Source organism: Delftia sp. Lp-1 (genome assembly GCF_020523835.1).
Lineage (GTDB): Bacteria > Pseudomonadota > Gammaproteobacteria > Burkholderiales > Burkholderiaceae_C > Comamonas > Comamonas acidovorans.
On the sequence record NZ_JAJALJ010000001.1, the window covers coordinates 2,442,686 to 2,460,135 of the forward strand.

General features: G+C 65.3%; 20 protein-coding genes. 9 read left to right on the forward strand and 11 right to left on the reverse strand.

Going from position 1 to position 17,450, the window contains the following annotated elements; genetic code table 11:
* Positions 1-72: 72 nt before the first annotated feature.
* Positions 73-525, forward strand: coding sequence for a nuclear transport factor 2 family protein (locus LGR64_RS10910; RefSeq protein WP_230355421.1), 453 nt, complete (start codon positions 73-75; stop codon positions 523-525).
* A 115-nt stretch (positions 526-640) separates the two neighbouring features.
* Positions 641-1,819 (forward strand): porin, encoded by a 1,179-nt coding sequence (locus LGR64_RS10915; protein WP_230355422.1) that lies wholly within the window; start codon positions 641-643, stop codon positions 1,817-1,819.
* 98 nt (positions 1,820-1,917) lie between these two features.
* On the opposite strand, the gene LGR64_RS10920 is transcribed toward LGR64_RS10915, so the two are convergent.
* The 5 genes from LGR64_RS10920 to LGR64_RS10940 form a co-directional block, all read right to left on the reverse strand.
* On the reverse strand, positions 1,918-2,664 hold the full coding sequence (locus LGR64_RS10920) for an anti-sigma factor (RefSeq protein ID WP_230355423.1): 747 nt from the start codon (positions 2,662-2,664) through the stop codon (positions 1,918-1,920).
* On the reverse strand, positions 2,661-3,239 hold the full coding sequence (locus LGR64_RS10925; RefSeq protein WP_202758716.1) for a sigma-70 family RNA polymerase sigma factor: 579 nt from the start codon (positions 3,237-3,239) through the stop codon (positions 2,661-2,663). The genes LGR64_RS10920 and LGR64_RS10925 overlap by 4 nt, the downstream gene beginning before the upstream one ends.
* Before the next feature lie 66 nt (positions 3,240-3,305).
* The gene (locus LGR64_RS10930) at positions 3,306-3,878 is read right to left on the reverse strand and encodes a DUF3455 domain-containing protein (protein WP_230356177.1); all 573 of its coding nucleotides are present in this window, start codon (positions 3,876-3,878) and stop codon (positions 3,306-3,308) included.
* A gap of 331 nt (positions 3,879-4,209) precedes the next feature.
* On the reverse strand, positions 4,210-5,157 hold the full coding sequence (locus tag LGR64_RS10935) for a Dyp-type peroxidase (RefSeq protein ID WP_230355424.1): 948 nt from the start codon (positions 5,155-5,157) through the stop codon (positions 4,210-4,212).
* A 103-nt stretch (positions 5,158-5,260) separates the two neighbouring features.
* Positions 5,261-5,479, reverse strand: a complete 219-nt coding sequence (locus tag LGR64_RS10940) for a hypothetical protein (RefSeq protein WP_230355425.1) — start codon at positions 5,477-5,479, stop codon at positions 5,261-5,263.
* Between the two features lie 165 nt (positions 5,480-5,644).
* Between LGR64_RS10940 and LGR64_RS10945 the strand changes: the two genes are divergently transcribed.
* Positions 5,645-6,046, forward strand: a complete 402-nt coding sequence (locus tag LGR64_RS10945) for a hypothetical protein (RefSeq protein ID WP_230355426.1) — start codon at positions 5,645-5,647, stop codon at positions 6,044-6,046.
* 273 nt (positions 6,047-6,319) lie between these two features.
* On the opposite strand, the gene LGR64_RS10950 is transcribed toward LGR64_RS10945, so the two are convergent.
* The 3 genes from LGR64_RS10950 to LGR64_RS10960 form a co-directional block, all read right to left on the reverse strand.
* Positions 6,320-6,508, reverse strand: coding sequence for a hypothetical protein (locus LGR64_RS10950; RefSeq protein ID WP_141831993.1), 189 nt, complete (start codon positions 6,506-6,508; stop codon positions 6,320-6,322).
* A gap of 100 nt (positions 6,509-6,608) precedes the next feature.
* A complete protein-coding gene (locus LGR64_RS10955) occupies positions 6,609-7,145 on the reverse strand; it encodes an NADPH-dependent FMN reductase (RefSeq protein ID WP_141831995.1) in 537 nt (178 codons plus the stop codon).
* Entirely contained in the window at positions 7,142-8,320 is a 1,179-nt protein-coding gene (locus LGR64_RS10960) for a multidrug effflux MFS transporter (RefSeq protein ID WP_230355427.1), read from the reverse strand. The genes LGR64_RS10955 and LGR64_RS10960 overlap by 4 nt, the downstream gene beginning before the upstream one ends.
* Positions 8,321-8,486: 166 nt before the next feature.
* Here LGR64_RS10960 and LGR64_RS10965 point away from each other — a divergent pair, with 166 nt between their 5' ends.
* The 3 genes from LGR64_RS10965 to LGR64_RS10975 all read left to right on the forward strand — a co-directional run bounded on the left by LGR64_RS10965 (position 8,487) and on the right by LGR64_RS10975 (position 10,598).
* Positions 8,487-9,356: a LysR family transcriptional regulator gene (locus LGR64_RS10965; protein ID WP_063326077.1), complete on the forward strand. Its 870-nt coding sequence runs from the start codon at positions 8,487-8,489 to the stop codon at positions 9,354-9,356.
* A gap of 113 nt (positions 9,357-9,469) precedes the next feature.
* Positions 9,470-10,264: a TraI domain-containing protein gene (locus tag LGR64_RS10970; RefSeq protein ID WP_141831997.1), complete on the forward strand. Its 795-nt coding sequence runs from the start codon at positions 9,470-9,472 to the stop codon at positions 10,262-10,264.
* A 73-nt stretch (positions 10,265-10,337) separates the two neighbouring features.
* Positions 10,338-10,598, forward strand: coding sequence for a hypothetical protein (locus LGR64_RS10975; RefSeq protein ID WP_141831999.1), 261 nt, complete (start codon positions 10,338-10,340; stop codon positions 10,596-10,598).
* Between the two features lie 203 nt (positions 10,599-10,801).
* Here LGR64_RS10975 and LGR64_RS10980 read toward each other — a convergent pair whose 3' ends face one another.
* The 3 genes from LGR64_RS10980 to LGR64_RS10990 all read right to left on the reverse strand — a co-directional run bounded on the left by LGR64_RS10980 (position 10,802) and on the right by LGR64_RS10990 (position 15,130).
* Positions 10,802-11,770, reverse strand: a complete 969-nt coding sequence (locus LGR64_RS10980; protein ID WP_230355428.1) for an ATP-binding protein — start codon at positions 11,768-11,770, stop codon at positions 10,802-10,804.
* A gap of 1,140 nt (positions 11,771-12,910) precedes the next feature.
* Positions 12,911-14,128 (reverse strand): hypothetical protein, encoded by a 1,218-nt coding sequence (locus LGR64_RS10985; protein WP_230355429.1) that lies wholly within the window; start codon positions 14,126-14,128, stop codon positions 12,911-12,913.
* Between the two features lie 180 nt (positions 14,129-14,308).
* Positions 14,309-15,130, reverse strand: coding sequence for a hypothetical protein (locus LGR64_RS10990; RefSeq protein WP_071955937.1), 822 nt, complete (start codon positions 15,128-15,130; stop codon positions 14,309-14,311).
* Between the two features lie 205 nt (positions 15,131-15,335).
* Here LGR64_RS10990 and LGR64_RS10995 point away from each other — a divergent pair, with 205 nt between their 5' ends.
* From LGR64_RS10995 to LGR64_RS11005, 3 genes are read left to right on the forward strand one after another with little or no spacing between them, the layout of a single operon-like run.
* Positions 15,336-16,067 (forward strand): 2OG-Fe(II) oxygenase, encoded by a 732-nt coding sequence (locus LGR64_RS10995; protein WP_230355430.1) that lies wholly within the window; start codon positions 15,336-15,338, stop codon positions 16,065-16,067.
* A gap of 12 nt (positions 16,068-16,079) precedes the next feature.
* Complete coding sequence (alkB, locus tag LGR64_RS11000; protein WP_230355431.1) at positions 16,080-16,730, forward strand: DNA oxidative demethylase AlkB; 651 nt, start codon at positions 16,080-16,082, stop codon at positions 16,728-16,730.
* A gap of 18 nt (positions 16,731-16,748) precedes the next feature.
* Positions 16,749-17,438 (forward strand): 2OG-Fe(II) oxygenase, encoded by a 690-nt coding sequence (locus tag LGR64_RS11005; RefSeq protein WP_230355432.1) that lies wholly within the window; start codon positions 16,749-16,751, stop codon positions 17,436-17,438.
* Positions 17,439-17,450 lie beyond the last annotated feature (12 nt).

Genomic DNA, 17,450 nt, shown 5'->3' on the forward strand with positions numbered 1-17,450 from the left:
CCAGCGTGGAATGCTTGGTGCCTGGATCAAGACAGCCCATCGCAGGCTGCGAATTCCGGGGAGACAAGAAACATGAACCATGAAATCGACCGGCTGCTGGCACGCCAGGCCTGCATGGATCTGGTGCTGCGCGCTGCTGCCTTTGCGGATGCCGGTGATGCCCAGGCCCTGGCGCAGCTGTTTGCCGAAGACGGCCAGCTGCAACGGCCCGGCGGCGAGGTACTGGGCGGGCGCACGGCCATCGCCGCTGCGTACTCCCGGCGTCCCGCGGGCCGCATGACCCGGCATCTGGTCACCAACACGCTGGTGGAACTGCAAGGCCCGGACCGCGCCAGCGCGCGCAGCCAGGTGCTGCTGTGGTCCTGCGATGAGGCCGATGCCATCACGCCGCACGGCCGCCCGGCGCAACCGCGCCAGCTCGTAGGCGAGTTCGATGACACCTTCGGCCGCAGTCCTGAAGGCCATTGGCTGATCACGCGCCGCGTGGCGCGCTTCGTCATGTACCGGGACGTCCCGGGCGCCTGAAGCGCAGGGCGCCCAGCCGCTTTCTCCCATTTCCCCGCGCCCGCCACTCTCGCCTTCCCAAGGCGCAGCGTTGCGGCGTGCCGATTCCGCAACGACAACAACAGGAGACAAAAGCATGAAACGCACTCTCAAGAGCATTCCCCAACCCCCAGCCAAGCGCCCACTGCGGGCTTGTCTGGCCCGCCTCGCCCCGCTCGCCATGCTGGCAGCAGCAGGCGGCGCCCAGGCCCAGGCCGGCTCATCGGTGACGCTGTACGGTCATCTGGACACCGGCATCGAGCACCTGACGAATGTGCAAGGCGGCGGATCGCTGACGCGCATGCCCGGCCTCACGGGAACGGCACCGTCGCGCTGGGGGCTGCGCGGGAGCGAGGATCTGGGCGGCGGCCTGAGCGCCGTCTTTGCGCTGGAGTCAGGCTTTGGCCCGGATGCCGGCACCTTCAACCAGGGCGGGCGGGGTTTCGGGCGCCAGGCCTGGGTGGGACTGTCCGGCGGCTGGGGCAGCGTCTCGCTGGGGCGCAACTACACCATGCTGTACTGGGCGCTGTTCGACGCCGACCTGCTGGGTCCCAACGCCTTCGGTCTGAGCAGCCTGGACAGCTACATCCCCAACACGCGCACCGACAACTCCCTGGCCTACCGGGGGCGCTTCGGCGCCTGGAGCCTGGGTGCGGCCTACAGCCTGGGACGCGATGCCGTCAACGCCGGCCCCAGCCCGGCCGGCACCAACTGCGCCGGCGAATCGGCCACGGACAGGCAGGCCTGCCGCCAGTGGTCCGCCATGCTGAAATACGACACCGCGCCCTGGGGCTTTGCGCTGGCCGTGGACGAGATGCGCGGCGGCGCCGGCGCATTTGCAGGGCTGACGCGCTCGGACCTGAAGGACCGCCGCATCATGCTCAACGGCTATGCCGCGCTGTCACCCACCATCAAACTGGGCGCCGGTCTCATGCGCCGCGACAACGACGCGGCCCAGGCGGCCTCGGCAAGCAACGGCGCCACGCCGCGCAGCACCCTGGCCTGGGGCGGCCTGTCCTGGTCCCCCAGCGCCGCCGTCGTGGTCGATGGCCAGCTGCAGCAACTGCGCTATGCCCAGGGCGGCGACCGCTCCACCCTGCTGGCCCTGCGCGCCACCTACAGGTTCTCCAAGCGCACGGCGGTCTATGCCCAGGCCGCGCGCATTGACAACGGACAGCGCCTGGCCATCTCGGTCAGCTCGGCCGCAGCCGGCGGCAGCCCGCTGGCGGGCGCATCGCAGACTGGCCTGATGCTGGGCCTGCGCCACTCGTTCTGAAACCGAAGGCCAGGCCGGCCGCATCCAATGCGACGCCTGGAGCGTGTGATCACCAGCGCGAAGAGCCGACGCGGGCACTTGAAAGTGCACACCACGCTCTAGATCTGTACAGCGCGGCCGATGAACTGAATGGGCCCTGTCGGGCGTCCGCTCGGGGAGCCGCCTTCTGGCTCCAGGGTGAGCTCGAAAAGCTGATTCGGCTGCAGAGGCGGCAACTGGTCTACCGGCACTTCGATGGCTTCGCCCGGTTTGACCAGACCCAGGGACACCGGCGCTTTCCAGCCGTCCGCCTTGGTCCAGAACTGCAGGGATTTCTCCGCCGGAATGGCATCCTTGCCCAGTGGCACAAGGCGCAGACGGCCTTCAGACTGGGCTTGGACCACCCACCCGGGGGCCTGATTCTGCGGCGCTGCCAGCACGACGAAATAGCGCGGGGCAGCCGGCGGTGATGCCTCTCGCACAACCAGCACAGCCGCGAGCAGTGCTGCAGCTGCAAAGCCGCCACCCGCCAAGCCGCGCCAAAGGGCGAGGCTATCCCAGTGCCACCAGGCACCGCGCTGTGCGCGGACCGCTGGCCGGGCCGGCTTGACGCTGGCCGCAATGCGCTGCCACAGCGTTGCGGAGGGCTCGATGGAGGGAGCCAGCTGAACCAGCGGCAAGAGCCGTTGCTCCCACGCCTGCACGGCAGTGCGCAACGCAGGCTCGTAGGGCAGACGGGATTCGATGGAGCGGCGCTGGGCTGCATTGAGGGTGCCCAATACGTACTCGCCGGCCTGCATCTGGAGATCGTCTGGGGAGCCGTCATCCGTCGACTCTGAGGGATTGGGGTGGGTGTCGCCGCTCATTGCATGCACTCTCTCAGGGCACGCAGTCCGCGTTGAACCCAGGCCTTGACCGTACCAAGCGGCGCCTGCACACGCGCCGCAATTTCGCTGTGGCTGCAGCCGTCCACGTAGGCGTGCAACAGGCAGGCGCGGCGCTCGGGGTCCAGCCGGTCGAGGCAATCGCCAAGACGACCCAGCGTCGCCTGCCGCTCCCATTCACTGCCGCCTTCCTTCCATGCCGAAAGTGCGGCCTGGGCGTCATGCGCTTCATGGGCAGTTTCATCCAGCACGGTTTCGCGTGCACCATCCCGTACACGGTTGAGGGCGGCGTGCCGCACCACACTGTAGATCCACCCTCGACCACTTCCGCGATTGCCGTCGAAGGTGGATGAGCGGTTCCAGATGGAGACAAACGCATCGTGCAGCACGTCTTCCGCAGCGGCGCGCTCGCGGACGATGCGCAGTGCCACGCCGAGAAGAAAGCGCGCCTCGGCCTCATAAATGCGCTGCAAAGCATCGCGTTCGCCGCGTGCACATGCATGCAATGCTGCGTCATGGTCGAAAGCTTCGTTGTTCTGGGAGGCAGCGGGCGGCACGAAATGGAGCGAAGGGGGGCGTTGCGGGAAATCCTTCGTCCAGTGTATCCGCGCCGCTGCCGGCTCTTACATGGGCTTCCAGAAGATGTAGTCGGCCTGGTACTTCACGGTGGTCTTCTGGCCCTTGTTGGCAGCCATGCAGGGCTTGTCAGCCGGCGCCACTCCGCCCTGGAGCGCCACGCGCTGGATGTAGCTCACACCCTCCAGCGCGCCGCTGCCCATGGCTGGGTTTGCCTTCACCAGCTGGTAAGGCAGATTGCCTACGCCGGACGGCGCCACAGCCAGCTGGGTGGCGGTGAGTTTGGAGCCGTCGTTGGCCTCCCAGGTTGCAGGGGGACCGTAGTAGCGGCCCACTTGTTTGCCCATGCGGTCCTTCAGCACAGCATCGGGTCCCACAAAGACCCATTCCGTCTGGCCAGGCGCGTTGGCCTTGTCGCGGCACTCGTAGGTGATGTCACCGCTGCCGACGGTTTCCCACGCGACCTTGTTCCCTGCAGGAACCTGGATGGAGGCGGGCAGCGATGCCTGGGAGAAAGTGCTGGCCGGCTTGTGCATCGAGCCACAGGCAGCGAGCAGGGCCGCTGTGGCTACAGCGAAAGAAACGGCGGCGGTGCGGGATGCGGAACGAGAGGTCAACATTGCAATTCTCCAAACAGTTTTGTGAAGGGGACTGGAGCAGCGTATTTTTTGGGCTGCTGCTGGTACTACCCGCCATCGCATCGTTTGGATGCACCCCATGCAAAAATATTTTCGACAAATGCCGGCGCCAGACTCCATCAGACTGCGGTTGGTGACATTCTTGACCTGCAGCACCCGGGCCACCTCGCCCGAGGCGCGCTGCTCCCAGTAGGCCACGCGGCCGTTGAGCCAGGGCAGGGGAGAGAACTTGACGCCTGCTTCCCAACCATCATTGATGGAGGGCCTGAGGTTGCGATCCTGCGTGCGGCAGGCGTCGATGCCCGAGTCGATCTCAAAGGTGGGCGAGCATGTCCTTTGACGGAACGAAGAAGGCAATGCCTGTCACCGCCGCCGAGAAGTCAAGGATGCGGTCATGGAGCGGAGGCGGGCTTCCGATGAACATCCGTTCGAGCATCTGCTCGATCACCCAAAGGTGCCTGGAATAGCCGATGAAGTAGGTCCCGTACTCCTTGAGTGCAGGCCTCGCGAAGGGCATGTTGTCTCGCAGGATGTCGTGCTCGACGCCGTCCTGCGTGATGGTGCACAGCGTCTTGTGTGACTTCTGTTCCGCCTCCGAGGCATCGGGAAGCTCGGTGTTGGTGAACTTCTTTCGTCCAATGATCTGCTCCTGGGCTTCGGTGCTCAGGCCTTTCCATGCCGGGAGGTCGTGGAGGTACTTCTGTACGACGACATAGCTTCCGCCCGCATGTTCAGGATCTTCCTCGCCGACTATCGTTGAGGCCGGCAGCGCCAGGCCAACCGGATTCGCCGTGCCATCGACAAAATCCAGCAGGTCGCGTCCGTCGAAGTACCGGAATCCGGCGACCTCATCCATGGCCGCGACTGTCCCTTCCAGGGCTTCCAGGAGCATCTGCTCGAACGCCACGATGAGATCCATGGACCTGGCGCGGATGTGGAACAGCAGGTCCCCCGAAGTAGAGACTGCCACATGGGTGGCGCCCCGGATTTCGCGGAATGGATGGAGTTCGGCCGGAAGCGGGGTACCGACGAGCGGACCCCACACATCGGCACCGATGCCCACGTTGCAGGTAAAGGTCCCGGTCACGTCCCGTACAAGGACGTTCTTGATCAGGCCGTCCAGATCGCCGAGCACGGATCGCACGGTGGAGAGGGACGCTGCGTCTCTTGCAACGGTAAGGACCAGGAAGGATGCGGCGATCGACAGCGCTGCATCAATTTGCTGGGGCTCGGCCTGGCGCGGGATCGTAGGTGTGGTCATTGGAAGTACCGGCAGATGGACGAAATGGGCGTCAGGGATGGCGCATTATCTGGCCCAACCGACGCAGCCGGCCCAACCGGCCAAACCGGCACCAGGAGCAACATCACGGACGGTTTCGCCAGATCCTCACCCCCATTTTTTCGGCATCTTCCCGGTACTCCTGGATTTTCTGCTTCAGGTACTCCTGCAGCGGCCTGCCGACCAGGGAGTAGCGGTACAGGTCGAAATTCTCCAAAAGTGCCATATAGCCAGGAAGGCCCATCGCCTTTTGCAAGGTGTCGCACCAGTAGCGTATTGCCGATGGAGGCGTGCCTGCCGCCATATAGAGCCCCCTGACCGTCATCCAGGCGCGGCCATGGATACACCGTCGTTTCGCAGCCAGCACATGCCAGTTCGCCCTTCACAGGAGCACCCGTTTTGAGGGCGTGATCCGCTGGACCATGGCTGTGCGATCTTCACCGTCATAGAGTCCCTGCAGCAGCTTGGTTTGGAAAGCTGGACGGCGCGGCTGCTGAGCTGGCTGGGCAGGTTTGAAGGGCTGGAGCGCCATTTGGAAGAGGACTGCGATCCGGTGCTGTGTGTGCGCCAGATTCTCCTGCGGCATGTAGCTGATCAGCCGAGAGGCGCCGGGGAACGGAAAGGCCTGGCAGATGTGACCTGGCACAGCATCGTCCACACCATCGTGGCCCAGCCCTTCGTGCATGTGTGCTGCGACTGGAGCATTGACGGATTGCGACCTCGGATTCGCTGGGACCCCATCGAGCACACATTCCTGCAGTTCCTAGCTCTTGGCCATGCCGAGGAAGACCTTTCCGTCTGGACTCCTGCTTCAGGAATGCCCTGCAGGGCGCGGCAATGCGCAAGCCTGCTGCAGGGCAAAGCAAGATGAAAAATCTACCAGGCGCGGCAAGGCAGCCCGCACCCGCCCGGTACAGAGAACGATTGCTCGCACTCACCTCAGTCGGTGTGTAGCTCAGGGCGGACTATTAACTTCGCGACGCCCGGCGACGTCAGACGATCCCCCACTTACGTAGGAGATCGTCCTCTATACCAATGCTCGGATCAATAGGGCACTACTTCAGTAAAACGTACAGTGCAGTGGAAACAGCATCTACCTGCTCTTTATCCTTGTCCGCCTGCCAGATCATGCCTCCACCAAGTTTCAGAGGATTTGGCTTAAGGAGAAGAGTTCAGCGATGTGCCCGATCTGGGCAAACAGGCCCAGCGACATCGCTGCCGCGAGTGTCAGGACTCTGAGTTCTTTCCAGACCGGCCGTGGTGGTGGAAATTGGGCGGGCAACCGACATTTGGCCTGCTCGCTTCGCTGGGCTATGTCGAGTAACGTCTGCATGGTCGCCCTCTGCGCTAGCAGAACTTCGCCAGCCACGACGGTCAGCCAGTTCAGTTACCGTCGGTGAACTTAGCCTTCACGTCTTACGTGACTGAGCGGGTCAAGCACGAGCACTTATAACCAGCGCTTCAAGATCAAGTAGAAATGACCTGATTTGTGACTCGTTCTCGGGTAGGCATAGAAACTTCACCGCGTCTTCCGGGGATTTCCCAATGAGCGGGATACGCAAAAACAGATGTTCAAAAAAATTGCTGCTTACGGTCGAAAGTACCAGCCTCAGCGAAGCCAACATATCGTCACCTCGGTGCGATGCATGTACCAAGGCAATCGGCTTGCCGATCACTTCGACGCGTGAAACCAACCAGTCGATTGCATTCTTGAGGCCGCCGGGAATTGCACGGATGTATTCGGGGCTCGAGATGGTGATGCAATCGTGTGCGCAAACAATTTCCAGGAATTCACGCACGGCCATGGGCGTTCTCTCCCCTTGCGCATCCGGCGAGAAAACGGGTAGTGCCTGGAGACCATGAAAAACTGAGACATCAATGCCCAGCGGCGCCAAGTTTTTCATGGTTTGCAACAACGTCGTATTCGTGGATGCTTCGCGCGTACTGCCTGAAATAGCCAGGATTTTCATGATGTCCTCTTTGCTTGCCAAGCATCGGCCATGCCGGGCCGGCGTCCGGACCATGGCAGGCAGGCGCACAGCGCGATCAGGCCCAGCACCAATACCGCGCCTCCAAGCACGCCGAGGCCCGTACCGAAGGCCGCGCTCACGCCCATCGCCACCAGCGCTGCGCTGCCGATCTGACAGAACCCGACCAGCCCCGATGCAGTGGCCGCATGCCCGTGCTCGCTGGCGATGGCCCCGGACACGCCCAGCGACAGCGACGAGCCATTGGAGAGACTGACCAGGCACATCGGCAGCACCACGGCTGCCGCGCCCTGCAGCCCCGATTCCACCACGGCCGCGAATGCCACGCCGCCAAGCACGAAGCACACGACGCCTGCAAAGAGGATGCGGTCGTAGGGCCAGCGATCAAGCAGCTGCCTGGCAAGCAGGTTCGCGCCGATGATGCCCGCCGTCAGCGGCAGGTACAGCCAGCCGCTTTGTTCCTCGCTCAGCCCTTGGCGCGCAAAAAGAAACGGCGACTGGGTCAGGTAGACGAACCAGGCGCAATAGATCGCGCAGACCACCAGCGTATAGCGGCGAAAAATCCGGTCCCGCAAAACATGACTGAAGCCAGCAAAGGGCGCGGTGCGGGTACGGGCGGCAGAGGGAAGCGTTTCCGGCAGCCACTTCATCACCATCAGCAGAGCCACGACGCCAAACGCAGCGACGAACAGGAAGTCAGACCGCCAGCCGAAAGCCGCAGCCAGGTGCCCGCCGATGGCAGGCGCCAGGGCGGGCGACAGCGACACCAGCGGGTAGATCACCGCATAGACCTTGGCAGAGGTACGTTTGTCGCAGGTGTCGGCGATCAGTGCCCGGCCCACGACCAGGCCCGCAGCCGCGCCGACCGCTTGCAGCATGCGCCACGCCAGGAAACCGTTGTAGCTGGCGGAGATGGCGCAGCCCACCGAGCCGACGATGTAGAGAGCGATGCCAGCCAGCAGCACGGGCTTGCGGCCATTGCGATCCGACAGCGGGCCGTAGGCCAGCTGGGCAATTGCCAGTGCCAGCAGGTAGAACGAGACGGTCTGTGGCATCTGCCAGTCGGCAACGCCAAACTCCGTGGCCATGCCCGGCATGGCGGGCAGATAGACGTCCGACGCGATCAGGCCGAAGGCACTGAGCATGGCGACGGTCAAGGTGAAAGATAAGCGAGGCATGGCAGTTCCTGGCAGCCAGGCGAACGGGCTGCGCGTCAAGGGTTCAGAAGGGATGAGCGCCATGCTACGGAGCTGCCTTCAATGTGAAAATGCACAAAATAGCAGCCTATAGCTGCATATTTGCAGTACGAGCAATGGGGCAGCGATGAATTGGGATGACGTGCGGATATTCCTGGCAATCCACCGTGCAGGCACCCTGCGTGGGGCGGCTCAGCAACTGGCCATCGACCAGACCACGGTGGGCCGGCGCCTGGCCGGGCTGGAGCGGTCGCTGGGCAGCCGGCTGTTCCTGCGCACCACGGGCGGCCTGGTGCTGGCCGGAACCGGCCAGGAAGTGCTGCGCATGGCCGAAGACATGGAGCGCATGGCCGTCTCCTTCGAGCGCCGCGGCGAAGGTGCCGATGCGCGCGTGGCCGGGGAGGTGCGTGTGACCACCACCGACGCCTTGGCGGTGGATTTCGTGGTTCCCGCCCTCGAACACCTGCGTGCCCGCCATCCCGAGGTGCGGGTGATCCTGAGCACCACGAGGCGCCAGCTCGATCTAGCGCGACGGGAAGCCGACATTGCTGTCCGCACCCTGCGGCCGGAGCAACCGGACCTGATCGTTCGCCAACTCGGCTGCTGGGAAGTGGGCTTGTACGCTACCGAAGGCTATCTGGCAAAAAATGGGGAACCGCAGCCCGGAAAAGGCTTTGCAGACCACGACATCGCGCTCTACCAGGAGGGTGTGACCGGCCGGCAGGACGACACGCTGGCAGGTGAATCCAGGGCACAGGGTCGCATAGTTGCCGAACTGGATTCGAGCCTGATGCTTGCGACCTTCGTGCGCGCTGGCCTGGCCCTAGGCGAATTACCCGAATACGTGGCCCGACGCGACCCCACGCTGGTCAGGATATGGCCGCAGTGCCAGCGGGCCAAGCCCTACGAGGCGTGGTTGGTGTTGCACCAGGACCTGGCGCGCACGGCCAGGGTGCGTGTCGTAGTGGAGTCGATCACTGCGGCTTTCGGCGATTGAAAGGCAGACATGTGCAAGCCACATATTTGATTTGGGTGGCGACGGCCGAGAGGCGATAAGGACGAGCAGCGTTTCATCTTCGAACAATGAACTGAGCTGCGGGCAGTTCAGATGTGAGCACCGAGGTGAGTGCTACGACCTTGGTCGTGGCCAAGCGCTTGGCGGATTCGGTGCGCGAATGGATCAAGCGCAATGAGTCCGATGAGGCTGTACCAGGGGACTCGAAGAACGATCGGCTATTCGACACCTGGCAGGACCATGGCGTCATCGACCTGAACCCGGCTACCGGGCAGGCTATCTGGCATGTGACAGTGCAAGGAGAGGCATCCGAAGCTGCGGCAGATCGAGGAGGTTATGAGCACGACCTGGCCATGCTGCGATTTCCCTTGGCCAAGGTCTTTTCGCACGAGAGCAAGTATCCGGCGCCCATGCAAGGCAGATTGGTCCTGCGGCAAAAACGCAAGGATGAGGCCGGTGAGGGCGGTGCCTCACAGCAGGCCGTGCAGCTGCAGATTCCTGCGGCAGGTTCTGGTGGTAAGGAGGATGCGGCAGGCCATGCACCCGAAGTTGCAGCACTACCAGCCAGTGCTCGCGCGCCTGCAGCTGCTCCCAAGGCGCCCAGCAAGCAGGAATTGAAGCTTGCGGCAGTCATGCGTGAACCGGCATTCAGGGCGCCACCTGGTACGGCAAAGCGGCCTGCGGCGAAATCCGAACGCGGAACCGGCGATGCGACCGAAGAAAGGCCCGCGGCCGCCGAAGCCGGCGCGGGCCAGGGAGGAGGGCGGTGCGATGCGCGAGCAATCATCGGAAGCTGCCGCAGGCCTGGACGAGGCCCCGGCTTCGCCAGAGCCTCCAGCACCGCCTACCGCCCAAATTCTTTCATCCGAAACTGCCGCAATACCCACTGAGGCGGCCATGACACGCACGCCTGTATCCGCGGCAACGAAGCGCCATATGAGCGTAGCTGCGGAGTTTCGGAGCTTGAGCGACGAACTCGATGACTTGCCACCGGTCGTGGTGCGTTCCAGGACGGAGCCGCAGGCTTCACGCGCGGATGAGCCCCAGCCGGTGCTGCTCTTGCAGCAACGACTCAAGATCGAAGGCCAGGAAAGGCCTGCGCACGAGCCCAGCGAGTTGGCGTTGGACTTCATGCGGTGGGTACAGCAGGGCTTGGTCGATCGTGCGTGGTTCTGGTGGAGCCTGGTCTGGAATGGTTTGCGCAATCCTCATCAGGTGTTCTGAAAGCTTAGCGCTGGAGTCAACGAAGAAACTTCTGAACATAACGTCCGCATAGTTAGTGAATGCCACCGATATGAGTCGCTTTAAAGCTCACTTTTCTGGCCGTCATTTGATGGATACGATGTATATTATGTTAAATAACAAATGCAGATAACAACCTGAAAACCACGGCAAAGCACTCCTCCAGTGCCTTGCCTGCTTCGTTTTCAGTTGCTCAAGACGGTTTCCAGGCCTTCAAGCTCCTGCTTCAGCAAAAGCGCGGTTTCCTGTGGCTCGAACTGGCGCTGCAGCAGCGGGATGGTGAAGACGTAGCTTGCATCGTGCACGCCGTGGGTTTCATCGCGGCGCAGGACGTAGGCCAGTTGCAGGCGCGCCAGGGACCGGCGCAAGGCCTGGGCCTGGCCGGTGGCGCCGTGGGACTGGACCAGGGCGTCGAGTGCGGTCAGGCTGGTCTGTCCTTGCTGGGCCGTGTGATAGACGGCGATGCGGTCCAGGCGGCAGGCCTGTTCGTCGGTGCTCAAGCGGCCCCATCCCACCAGCGCGTCCTGCACGGGCTGGGATGCCATGGCCTGGCGCAGGTGGCGTTCTTCGATGACGCGTTCGTCGGGTCCCAGGGCTTCCAGGCATTCCTGGCAGAGGATGGCGACCAGGTTGGCGCGCCTGCCGCTGGCCTCTATCAGCCGCTCGGCCAGAGCGTCGTTGGCAAAGCCCAGGCGCAGCCTGCGCAGCGGTTCGGTGGCCAGGGCTTGGCATGCCGCTGGCTCCAATCCACCAATGGCCAGGATTTCGCCGAAGTTGCGCAGCGGCGACTGGTAGTCGAGCAGCGCTGCCGCGTACAGATCCCAGAATCCCGCCAGCATGAACCAGCAACGGCCCTCCTCGCTCAGCGCGCGCAAGGCGCTGAGCTGAGGGTAGCCATTGCGGGCTTCGTCGCGGAAGAACAGGTCGGCCTCGTCGATCAGCAGGTACAGCCGCCTGCCCTGCGACTGCTTTTGCAGGTGTTCGATGATGGCCTCCAGCGGTGTTTCCACGGGAAGGCCGAACTGCGTGGCCAGGCGCGGCGTGAGGCGGTGGTCGCGCAGCGAGATGTAGTGGCAGGCGATGGCCGGATGCTCCTGCAGCCGCCGCTGCACGGCCTTGAGCAGGCTGCTTTTGCCCAGCTGGCGTCCTCCCACGGCGCGTCTGGTAGGGCGATATGCGCGTGACCTGCAGCTGCGTGGCCAGCAGCCGCAGCAGCACCTGGTCTGGAGCGCCGCCCAGCAGCCATTCGGTCTGCCCTGGGCTGTCCAGCAGCACGTGCAGGTTGGCGCGATCCTGGGTATGGCGCTGCAGCAGCGGCATGGGCGACTGGGGATGCTGGGGACTGAGGATGAGCACCACATCGCCGCCGGTTTGCAGCAGGCGCAGCTGGCGCACGAGTTCGCCCTCTTCCAGCTCCGCCGGGGGCGCATAGACCAGGCAGCGGCCCAGGGCGATGGGCAGCTCGGGCGGCAGCGTCCACTCGAACATGTCGCCGGGCACGGGCCACTCGCCTTGCGCCGGTTTGCAGACGGCGGACAGGCGTTCGGCCAGGGCCCGCACGCGGGCGCCTGGGCTTGCGCCGGCAAGACGCAGGGCGCGCTGCCAGTCCGGCGGGCGTATGCCTGCAGCGCGCAAGACGGCGGAACGGCGGCCGGTGAGCCGCAGCAGCCGGTCCAGCTGGGGCAGATGCTGGTAGGGCTTGCGGCGCAGGCGCTCGGGCTTGAGCTGTGCCGGGCCTATCAGCGGATGGCGCACCATCCACAGCAGGGCCAGGCAGCCAAAGACCAGTGCGCTGGTCCAGATGACGCTGCGCAGCCATCCAAAGGGTTCATGCTCGGGCTGGCCCGGCGAGGGGCTGCAGTTCAGCGGCAGGTAGCGCGGCGGAGTCGGAGGCAGGCCGCCCTGGCAGCTCCAGTCCCAGCGTTGCCTGTCCAGTTGCAGCAGGACCTGGGTTCCGGCGAGCACGCCCATCTGGCTGTCGCGCACCACGTCCGCCTGCAGCACGAATGGACTGGGCGAGCTCATGCGCACGCGCGGTTCGGCAATCTCCGGCGCCACGCTGGCCAGGTCCTGCGGCCAGCTTTCATGCTGGCGCACATAGTCCATCAGGGCCAGGCGCCACAGGATGATTTCGTTCCAGACCCGGCCCGAGCTTTCCGCGCCCTGCAGGCTGCTGCGGGTGACGGGGTTGTAGCGGGGCAGCAGGATGGCCGTGCCGATGAACAGCGTGACCAAGGCGAGCAGCGCGGCGCGCCACCAGGATCTGGGCAGTTGCACAAGCCGGCCCAGGCCGCTCATGCCTGCAGCACCGCCACGGCGGCTTCGCGGGCAATGTCGCAGCGCCAGTGCAGATGGGCGCCCTCACCTGCTCCGCGCACCTGCAGCAGATTGCCCCAGAACAGGCGCCGCAGCACGGCATCCTGCAGATAGGGGCGTGCACGGCCCAGCGATGCCGCATCCACCAGCCCGCGCAGTTGCTCGCGCGTGGCAGGCTCCTGCGCCAGGGGCAGCAAGGTCTGCCACAGGCGCGCGCTGGCCACCAGATGGGCGCGCAGCAGGGGCGAGTGCACGGAAGCGACGCCCACGCCCTGCTCCACCAGCCATTGCAACGCTTCCTCGAAAAGCGCGGGATGCCCGCCCGTCAGCGCCTGCAATGCCTCGATGACCTCGGCCGGCCAGGCCGTGCCGGGCCAGCGCTGGCGCGCCATCAGGGCCAGGTCTTCCAGCGTGGGATCGGGCCAGTGGGCCACCTGGCCGATGTTGAGCAGCGACAGGTCACCGCTGCGGTACTTGAGGTCGGCCAGGGCCTCGCTGCCGCACAGCAGCAGGTGCAGGCGGCCGCTGTGCATTTCGCTGAGGCTGCGCAGAATGCCGGCCAGTGTCTCGCGCAGCTGCGCCGTGCCCTGCTCGAAGCGGCTGACCAGGCAAAACAGCCGGCCGCCGGCCAGCAGGCGCTTTTCCAGCAGGGCCTCGAATTCGTAGTCCGAGCCCACTTCGCCCAGCCCGCATTGCCGGCCCAGGGCCGCAAAGTAGTCGGCCGCAGCCGTGCTCACGCTGTAGGGCGGCTGGATGTGCAACACCGCCTCGGCGCCATACTGGGCGCGGGCGCGCAGCAGCAGTTCCTGGCGAAACGGGGGCTGTCCCCAGTGCGCGGGCGACAGCAGCATGGTGATGGCATAGGGCCGGGCCTGGGCCAGCTGGGCGAAAAGCCGGTCCATGAAGCCTGCAAAAGGCTGGGCGCCAGCGGCGGCGGCCTGCAGCGGAAACTCCGTGGCAAAGCCAGCGGCGGAGAACAGGCGATTGGTCTCCGCCTCCGTCAGACGCAGGTACTGGGCGCAGGCGGCCAGCCGGTCGCGCGAGCGCGGATTGGGCAGGGAAACCCCATTCCTCCAGTTGTTGACGGCTTCCCGGCTCAGCCCGATCTCGGTGGCCACGCCCGAGGCGCTGGCGCGGATGCGGCGCATGTACAGCCCCAGCAAATGGCCGAAATCCTCGTGAACGCCTGGTGCCACGGCAGCTCCCTGTTCAATGGCGGTGGGCTGCATCAGCGACGGCTCCGCTCAGGAAAACAGCGCCTGCTGGCGCAGATCCGTCCTGCCGGGGCCATGGTCCGTGTCCTCATCCTGTTCACCCTCTCCTGGAATTCAGCTGGTGTTGTGCAATTTGTTTCATTTTGCCGAGCGCGGATTGTCTCAGGATGCGGCATCGCCGCCACCCTGCCCCGCAAACTCCCGCCGCGCGCCGGCCATGCGGTACAGCGGCAGCACCACCGCCAGCACCAATCCCAAAGCCAGCCAGAGCCACAGTCCCTTGCCTCTGAAGGCCAGGGCCGCAATGACGGTGAAGGCCACGGCCTCGCACAGCCCGCGAAAGCCGGCCCGCAGCATGAACAGCCCCACGATGCCCTGCACGGGCGATACGCCGCTCTTGCGCAGGCTGGCCATGGTGTCCAGCAGGGCCTGCACGGATTCCTGGGCCTGGCGGTCACGCTCCTGGTCTCGCTCGCGCAGCCGGGTGATGGTCATGGGCTGGGCCGGATTGGTGAGGGCTGTGCCGTCGGCGCCCTCTTCCTGGCCTGGCTGCGGATAGACCTCGCCATCCGTATCGACCAGCACCTGGCGCTCCGGGTAACGGGACAGCCAGGCGTGGTGGCTGACCCATTGGCCGGCATCGAAGTGGTAGCGCTCGCTCTCGCCCACCTGGTCGTAGAAGACATGCAGCACCGCCGCCTGCAGGCCGTGCTGGAACAGCGTCTCCAGCAATCGCCAGGGCATGCCGGCCGTGGTGCGGGTGTCAAAGCCCAGCTCCAGGTGCTGGGGGTGGCCCAGGGCGCTGGCATTGGCCCAGTCGTCATCCCACAGCGCGGATCGGTCCAGGGCGGGGTCCAGCTCATGGATCCAGCGCTCGGCCTGCTCCCAGGACTGCCGGGCCAGGTACTGGCAGATCAGTTGCACGCGGCGCAGCTGCAGGGGCGTATCGAAGAAAAGATAGAGGTGATGGACGTTGCTGGACATGGCGGGCCTGAGGCGTTTGCAGGAATGCCGCGATTGTTCAATTGCAGCCGCCAGCCGGCCCTCCCAGGCCTGTCCAGCATGCGGCTGGCAGGCGCTCCCACCGGTTGACATTCTGTCCACTGCAAGAAGCGGGATGCAGGCGCTGCGGCGGCGCCCTAGACTGCGGCAATTGCCCACAGCGCCGATACCGCCAACCGCGCCCGCCATGCACAACCTCGGTCTTTTCGACAACGAAGCTTGCGAATCCGCCCCGCACTGCCACTGGACGCAGATGGAGCACCAGCTCGATGAGCAAGGCTGCGCGCGCCTGCCCGGCCTGCTGGATGCGCAGCAGTGCCGCGACCTGGCCGCTCTTTACGCAAGGGAGGACGGCTTTCGCTCCCGCATCGTCATGGCACGCCACGGTTTCGGGCGCGGCGAGTACCAATATTTCGACTACCCCTTGCCACCGCTGCTGCAACGCCTGCGCGAGCAGCTGTATCTGCGCCTGGCGCCGGTGGCCAATCTCTGGAACCAGCGCATGGGGCTGGAGGTGCGCTATCCGGACCGGCTGCAGGACTTCCTGGCGCGCTGCCACGCGCAGGGCCAGTTGCGGCCCACGCCGCTCATCCTTCAATACGGTGCGGGCGACTACAACTGCCTGCACCAGGACGTCTATGGAGAGCATGTGTTTCCGCTGCAGGTGGTGCTGCTGCTGTCGCGGCCCGGGCGGGACTTCACGGGTGGCGAGTTCGTCATCACCCAGGCCGATGGCGACCGGCAGCGGGCCGATGTGATGGCACTGGACCAGGGCGATGCGCTGGTCCTGGCCGTGCGCCACCGGCCCGTGCCCGGGCGGCGCACCGGCTACCGCCGCGTGGCCATGCGCCATGGGGTCAGCCGCATCCACAGTGGCCATCGCCATACCGTGGGGCTGATCTTTCATGACGCGCTTTGATGGATGGCCGGTATGAGCACGCTGGATCTTTTCGCCGATGAACAGCCCGCCGGGGCCGAATCCATAGGTCCGCAATCCGTGGTGCTGCGCGGCCATGCCCTGCCCCATGCCGTGCAGTTGCTGGAGGCGGTCGAAGGCATTGCGGCGCAGGCGCCGCTGCGCCATCTGGTCACGCCGGGTGGCTTCACCATGTCGGTGGCCATGACCAACTGCGGCGCGCTGGGCTGGACCAGCGACAGGCGCGGCTACCGCTACAGCGCCATCGACCCACTCAGCGGCCAGCCCTGGCCGGCCATGCCGGCCGTGTTTGTCCGGCTGGCGGGCGAGGCGGCCGCTGCGGCGGGGTTCGAAGGCTTTGTGCCCGATGCCTGCCTCATCAACCAGTACCTGCCCGGCACCCGGCTTTCCCTGCACCAGGACCGCGACGAACGCGACCTGGGCGCGCCCATTGTCTCGGTCTCCCTGGGCATGCCGGCCACGTTTCTGTTTGGAGGACTGGCGCGGGCGGACAGCACGGCCAGGGTGCCGCTGCAGCATGGCGACGTGGTGGTCTGGGGCGGCGTGGATCGGCTGCGCCACCACGGCGTGTTGCCGCTCAAGGACCAGCCTCACCCGCTGCTGGGCGGGCGGCGCATCAATCTCACTTTTCGCAAGGCGGGCTGAATGGTTGGACGGTCTGAAATGGATAGGCTCAACAGCCAGGATCGCTTCGCCCGCCTGGATTGGGCGCGGATTGCCGCTGAGCTCGATGCCGAAGGCCATGCCCTGCTGCCGCAGCTGCTGACTGCGGATGAAAGCCGCGCCTTGGCCCGCGAGGCGGCAGCCGCGTCTGGCCTGCCGCCCTGCGTGCAGGCATGGCGCCCGGTGCTGTACGGGCATCTGCTGGCCCTGGCCAACCGCTGGCGCGAACACATGGGCATGCAGCCTGGGTTGCCAGGCTGCTTCGAGGATTTCATGCGTCAGGGCCGGCAAGCCGGCCAAACGCAGCCTCAGCCACAGCCACATCTGCTGCGCGTGCCGCAAGCGGGTCATGCCCCGCTGCGGTCATACAGCGAAGGTGCGGCGGTGTTTCCGCTGCAGTTGGTGGTGCTGCTGTCCCAGCCGGGCCAGGATTTCGAGGGCGGCGAATTCGTGATGACCGAGCATCGCCCGCGCATGCAATCGCGCCCCATGGTGCTGCCGCTGGGCCTGGGGGATGCGGCCATCATCGCCACGGGGCCGCGCCCGGTGCGCGGTTCGGCAGGCTTTTACCGCGTTCACCTGCGGCATGCCATCAGCCGCGTTCACCGCGGCGAGTGGCTGGGTCTGGAGCTGCTTTTGCACGACGTGCCCCAGGCGCCCAAGGCTCTGCAAACAGACCGCTGGCTATAATGCCGCGCCTGC

Excerpts from the sequence above, each read along its gene's own strand:
- LGR64_RS10910 (WP_230355421.1), top strand. The coding sequence starts at position 73 with ATGAACCATGAAATCGACCGGCTGCTGGCACGCCAGGCCTGCATGGAT.
- LGR64_RS10915 (WP_230355422.1), top strand. The coding sequence starts at position 641 with ATGAAACGCACTCTCAAGAGCATTCCCCAACCCCCAGCCAAGCGCCCA.
- LGR64_RS10920 (WP_230355423.1), bottom strand. The coding sequence starts at position 2,664 with ATGAGCGGCGACACCCACCCCAATCCCTCAGAGTCGACGGATGACGGC.
- LGR64_RS10930 (WP_230356177.1), bottom strand. The coding sequence starts at position 3,878 with ATGTTGACCTCTCGTTCCGCATCCCGCACCGCCGCCGTTTCTTTCGCT.
- LGR64_RS10935 (WP_230355424.1), bottom strand. The coding sequence starts at position 5,157 with ATGACCACACCTACGATCCCGCGCCAGGCCGAGCCCCAGCAAATTGAT.
- LGR64_RS10940 (WP_230355425.1), bottom strand. The coding sequence starts at position 5,479 with ATGGCGGCAGGCACGCCTCCATCGGCAATACGCTACTGGTGCGACACC.
- LGR64_RS10950 (WP_141831993.1), bottom strand. The coding sequence starts at position 6,508 with ATGCAGACGTTACTCGACATAGCCCAGCGAAGCGAGCAGGCCAAATGT.
- LGR64_RS10955 (WP_141831995.1), bottom strand. The coding sequence starts at position 7,145 with ATGAAAATCCTGGCTATTTCAGGCAGTACGCGCGAAGCATCCACGAAT.
- LGR64_RS10965 (WP_063326077.1), top strand. The coding sequence starts at position 8,487 with ATGAATTGGGATGACGTGCGGATATTCCTGGCAATCCACCGTGCAGGC.
- LGR64_RS10990 (WP_071955937.1), bottom strand. The coding sequence starts at position 15,130 with ATGTCCAGCAACGTCCATCACCTCTATCTTTTCTTCGATACGCCCCTG.
- LGR64_RS10995 (WP_230355430.1), top strand. The coding sequence starts at position 15,336 with ATGCACAACCTCGGTCTTTTCGACAACGAAGCTTGCGAATCCGCCCCG.
- alkB (WP_230355431.1), top strand. The coding sequence starts at position 16,080 with ATGAGCACGCTGGATCTTTTCGCCGATGAACAGCCCGCCGGGGCCGAA.
- LGR64_RS11005 (WP_230355432.1), top strand. The coding sequence starts at position 16,749 with ATGGATAGGCTCAACAGCCAGGATCGCTTCGCCCGCCTGGATTGGGCG.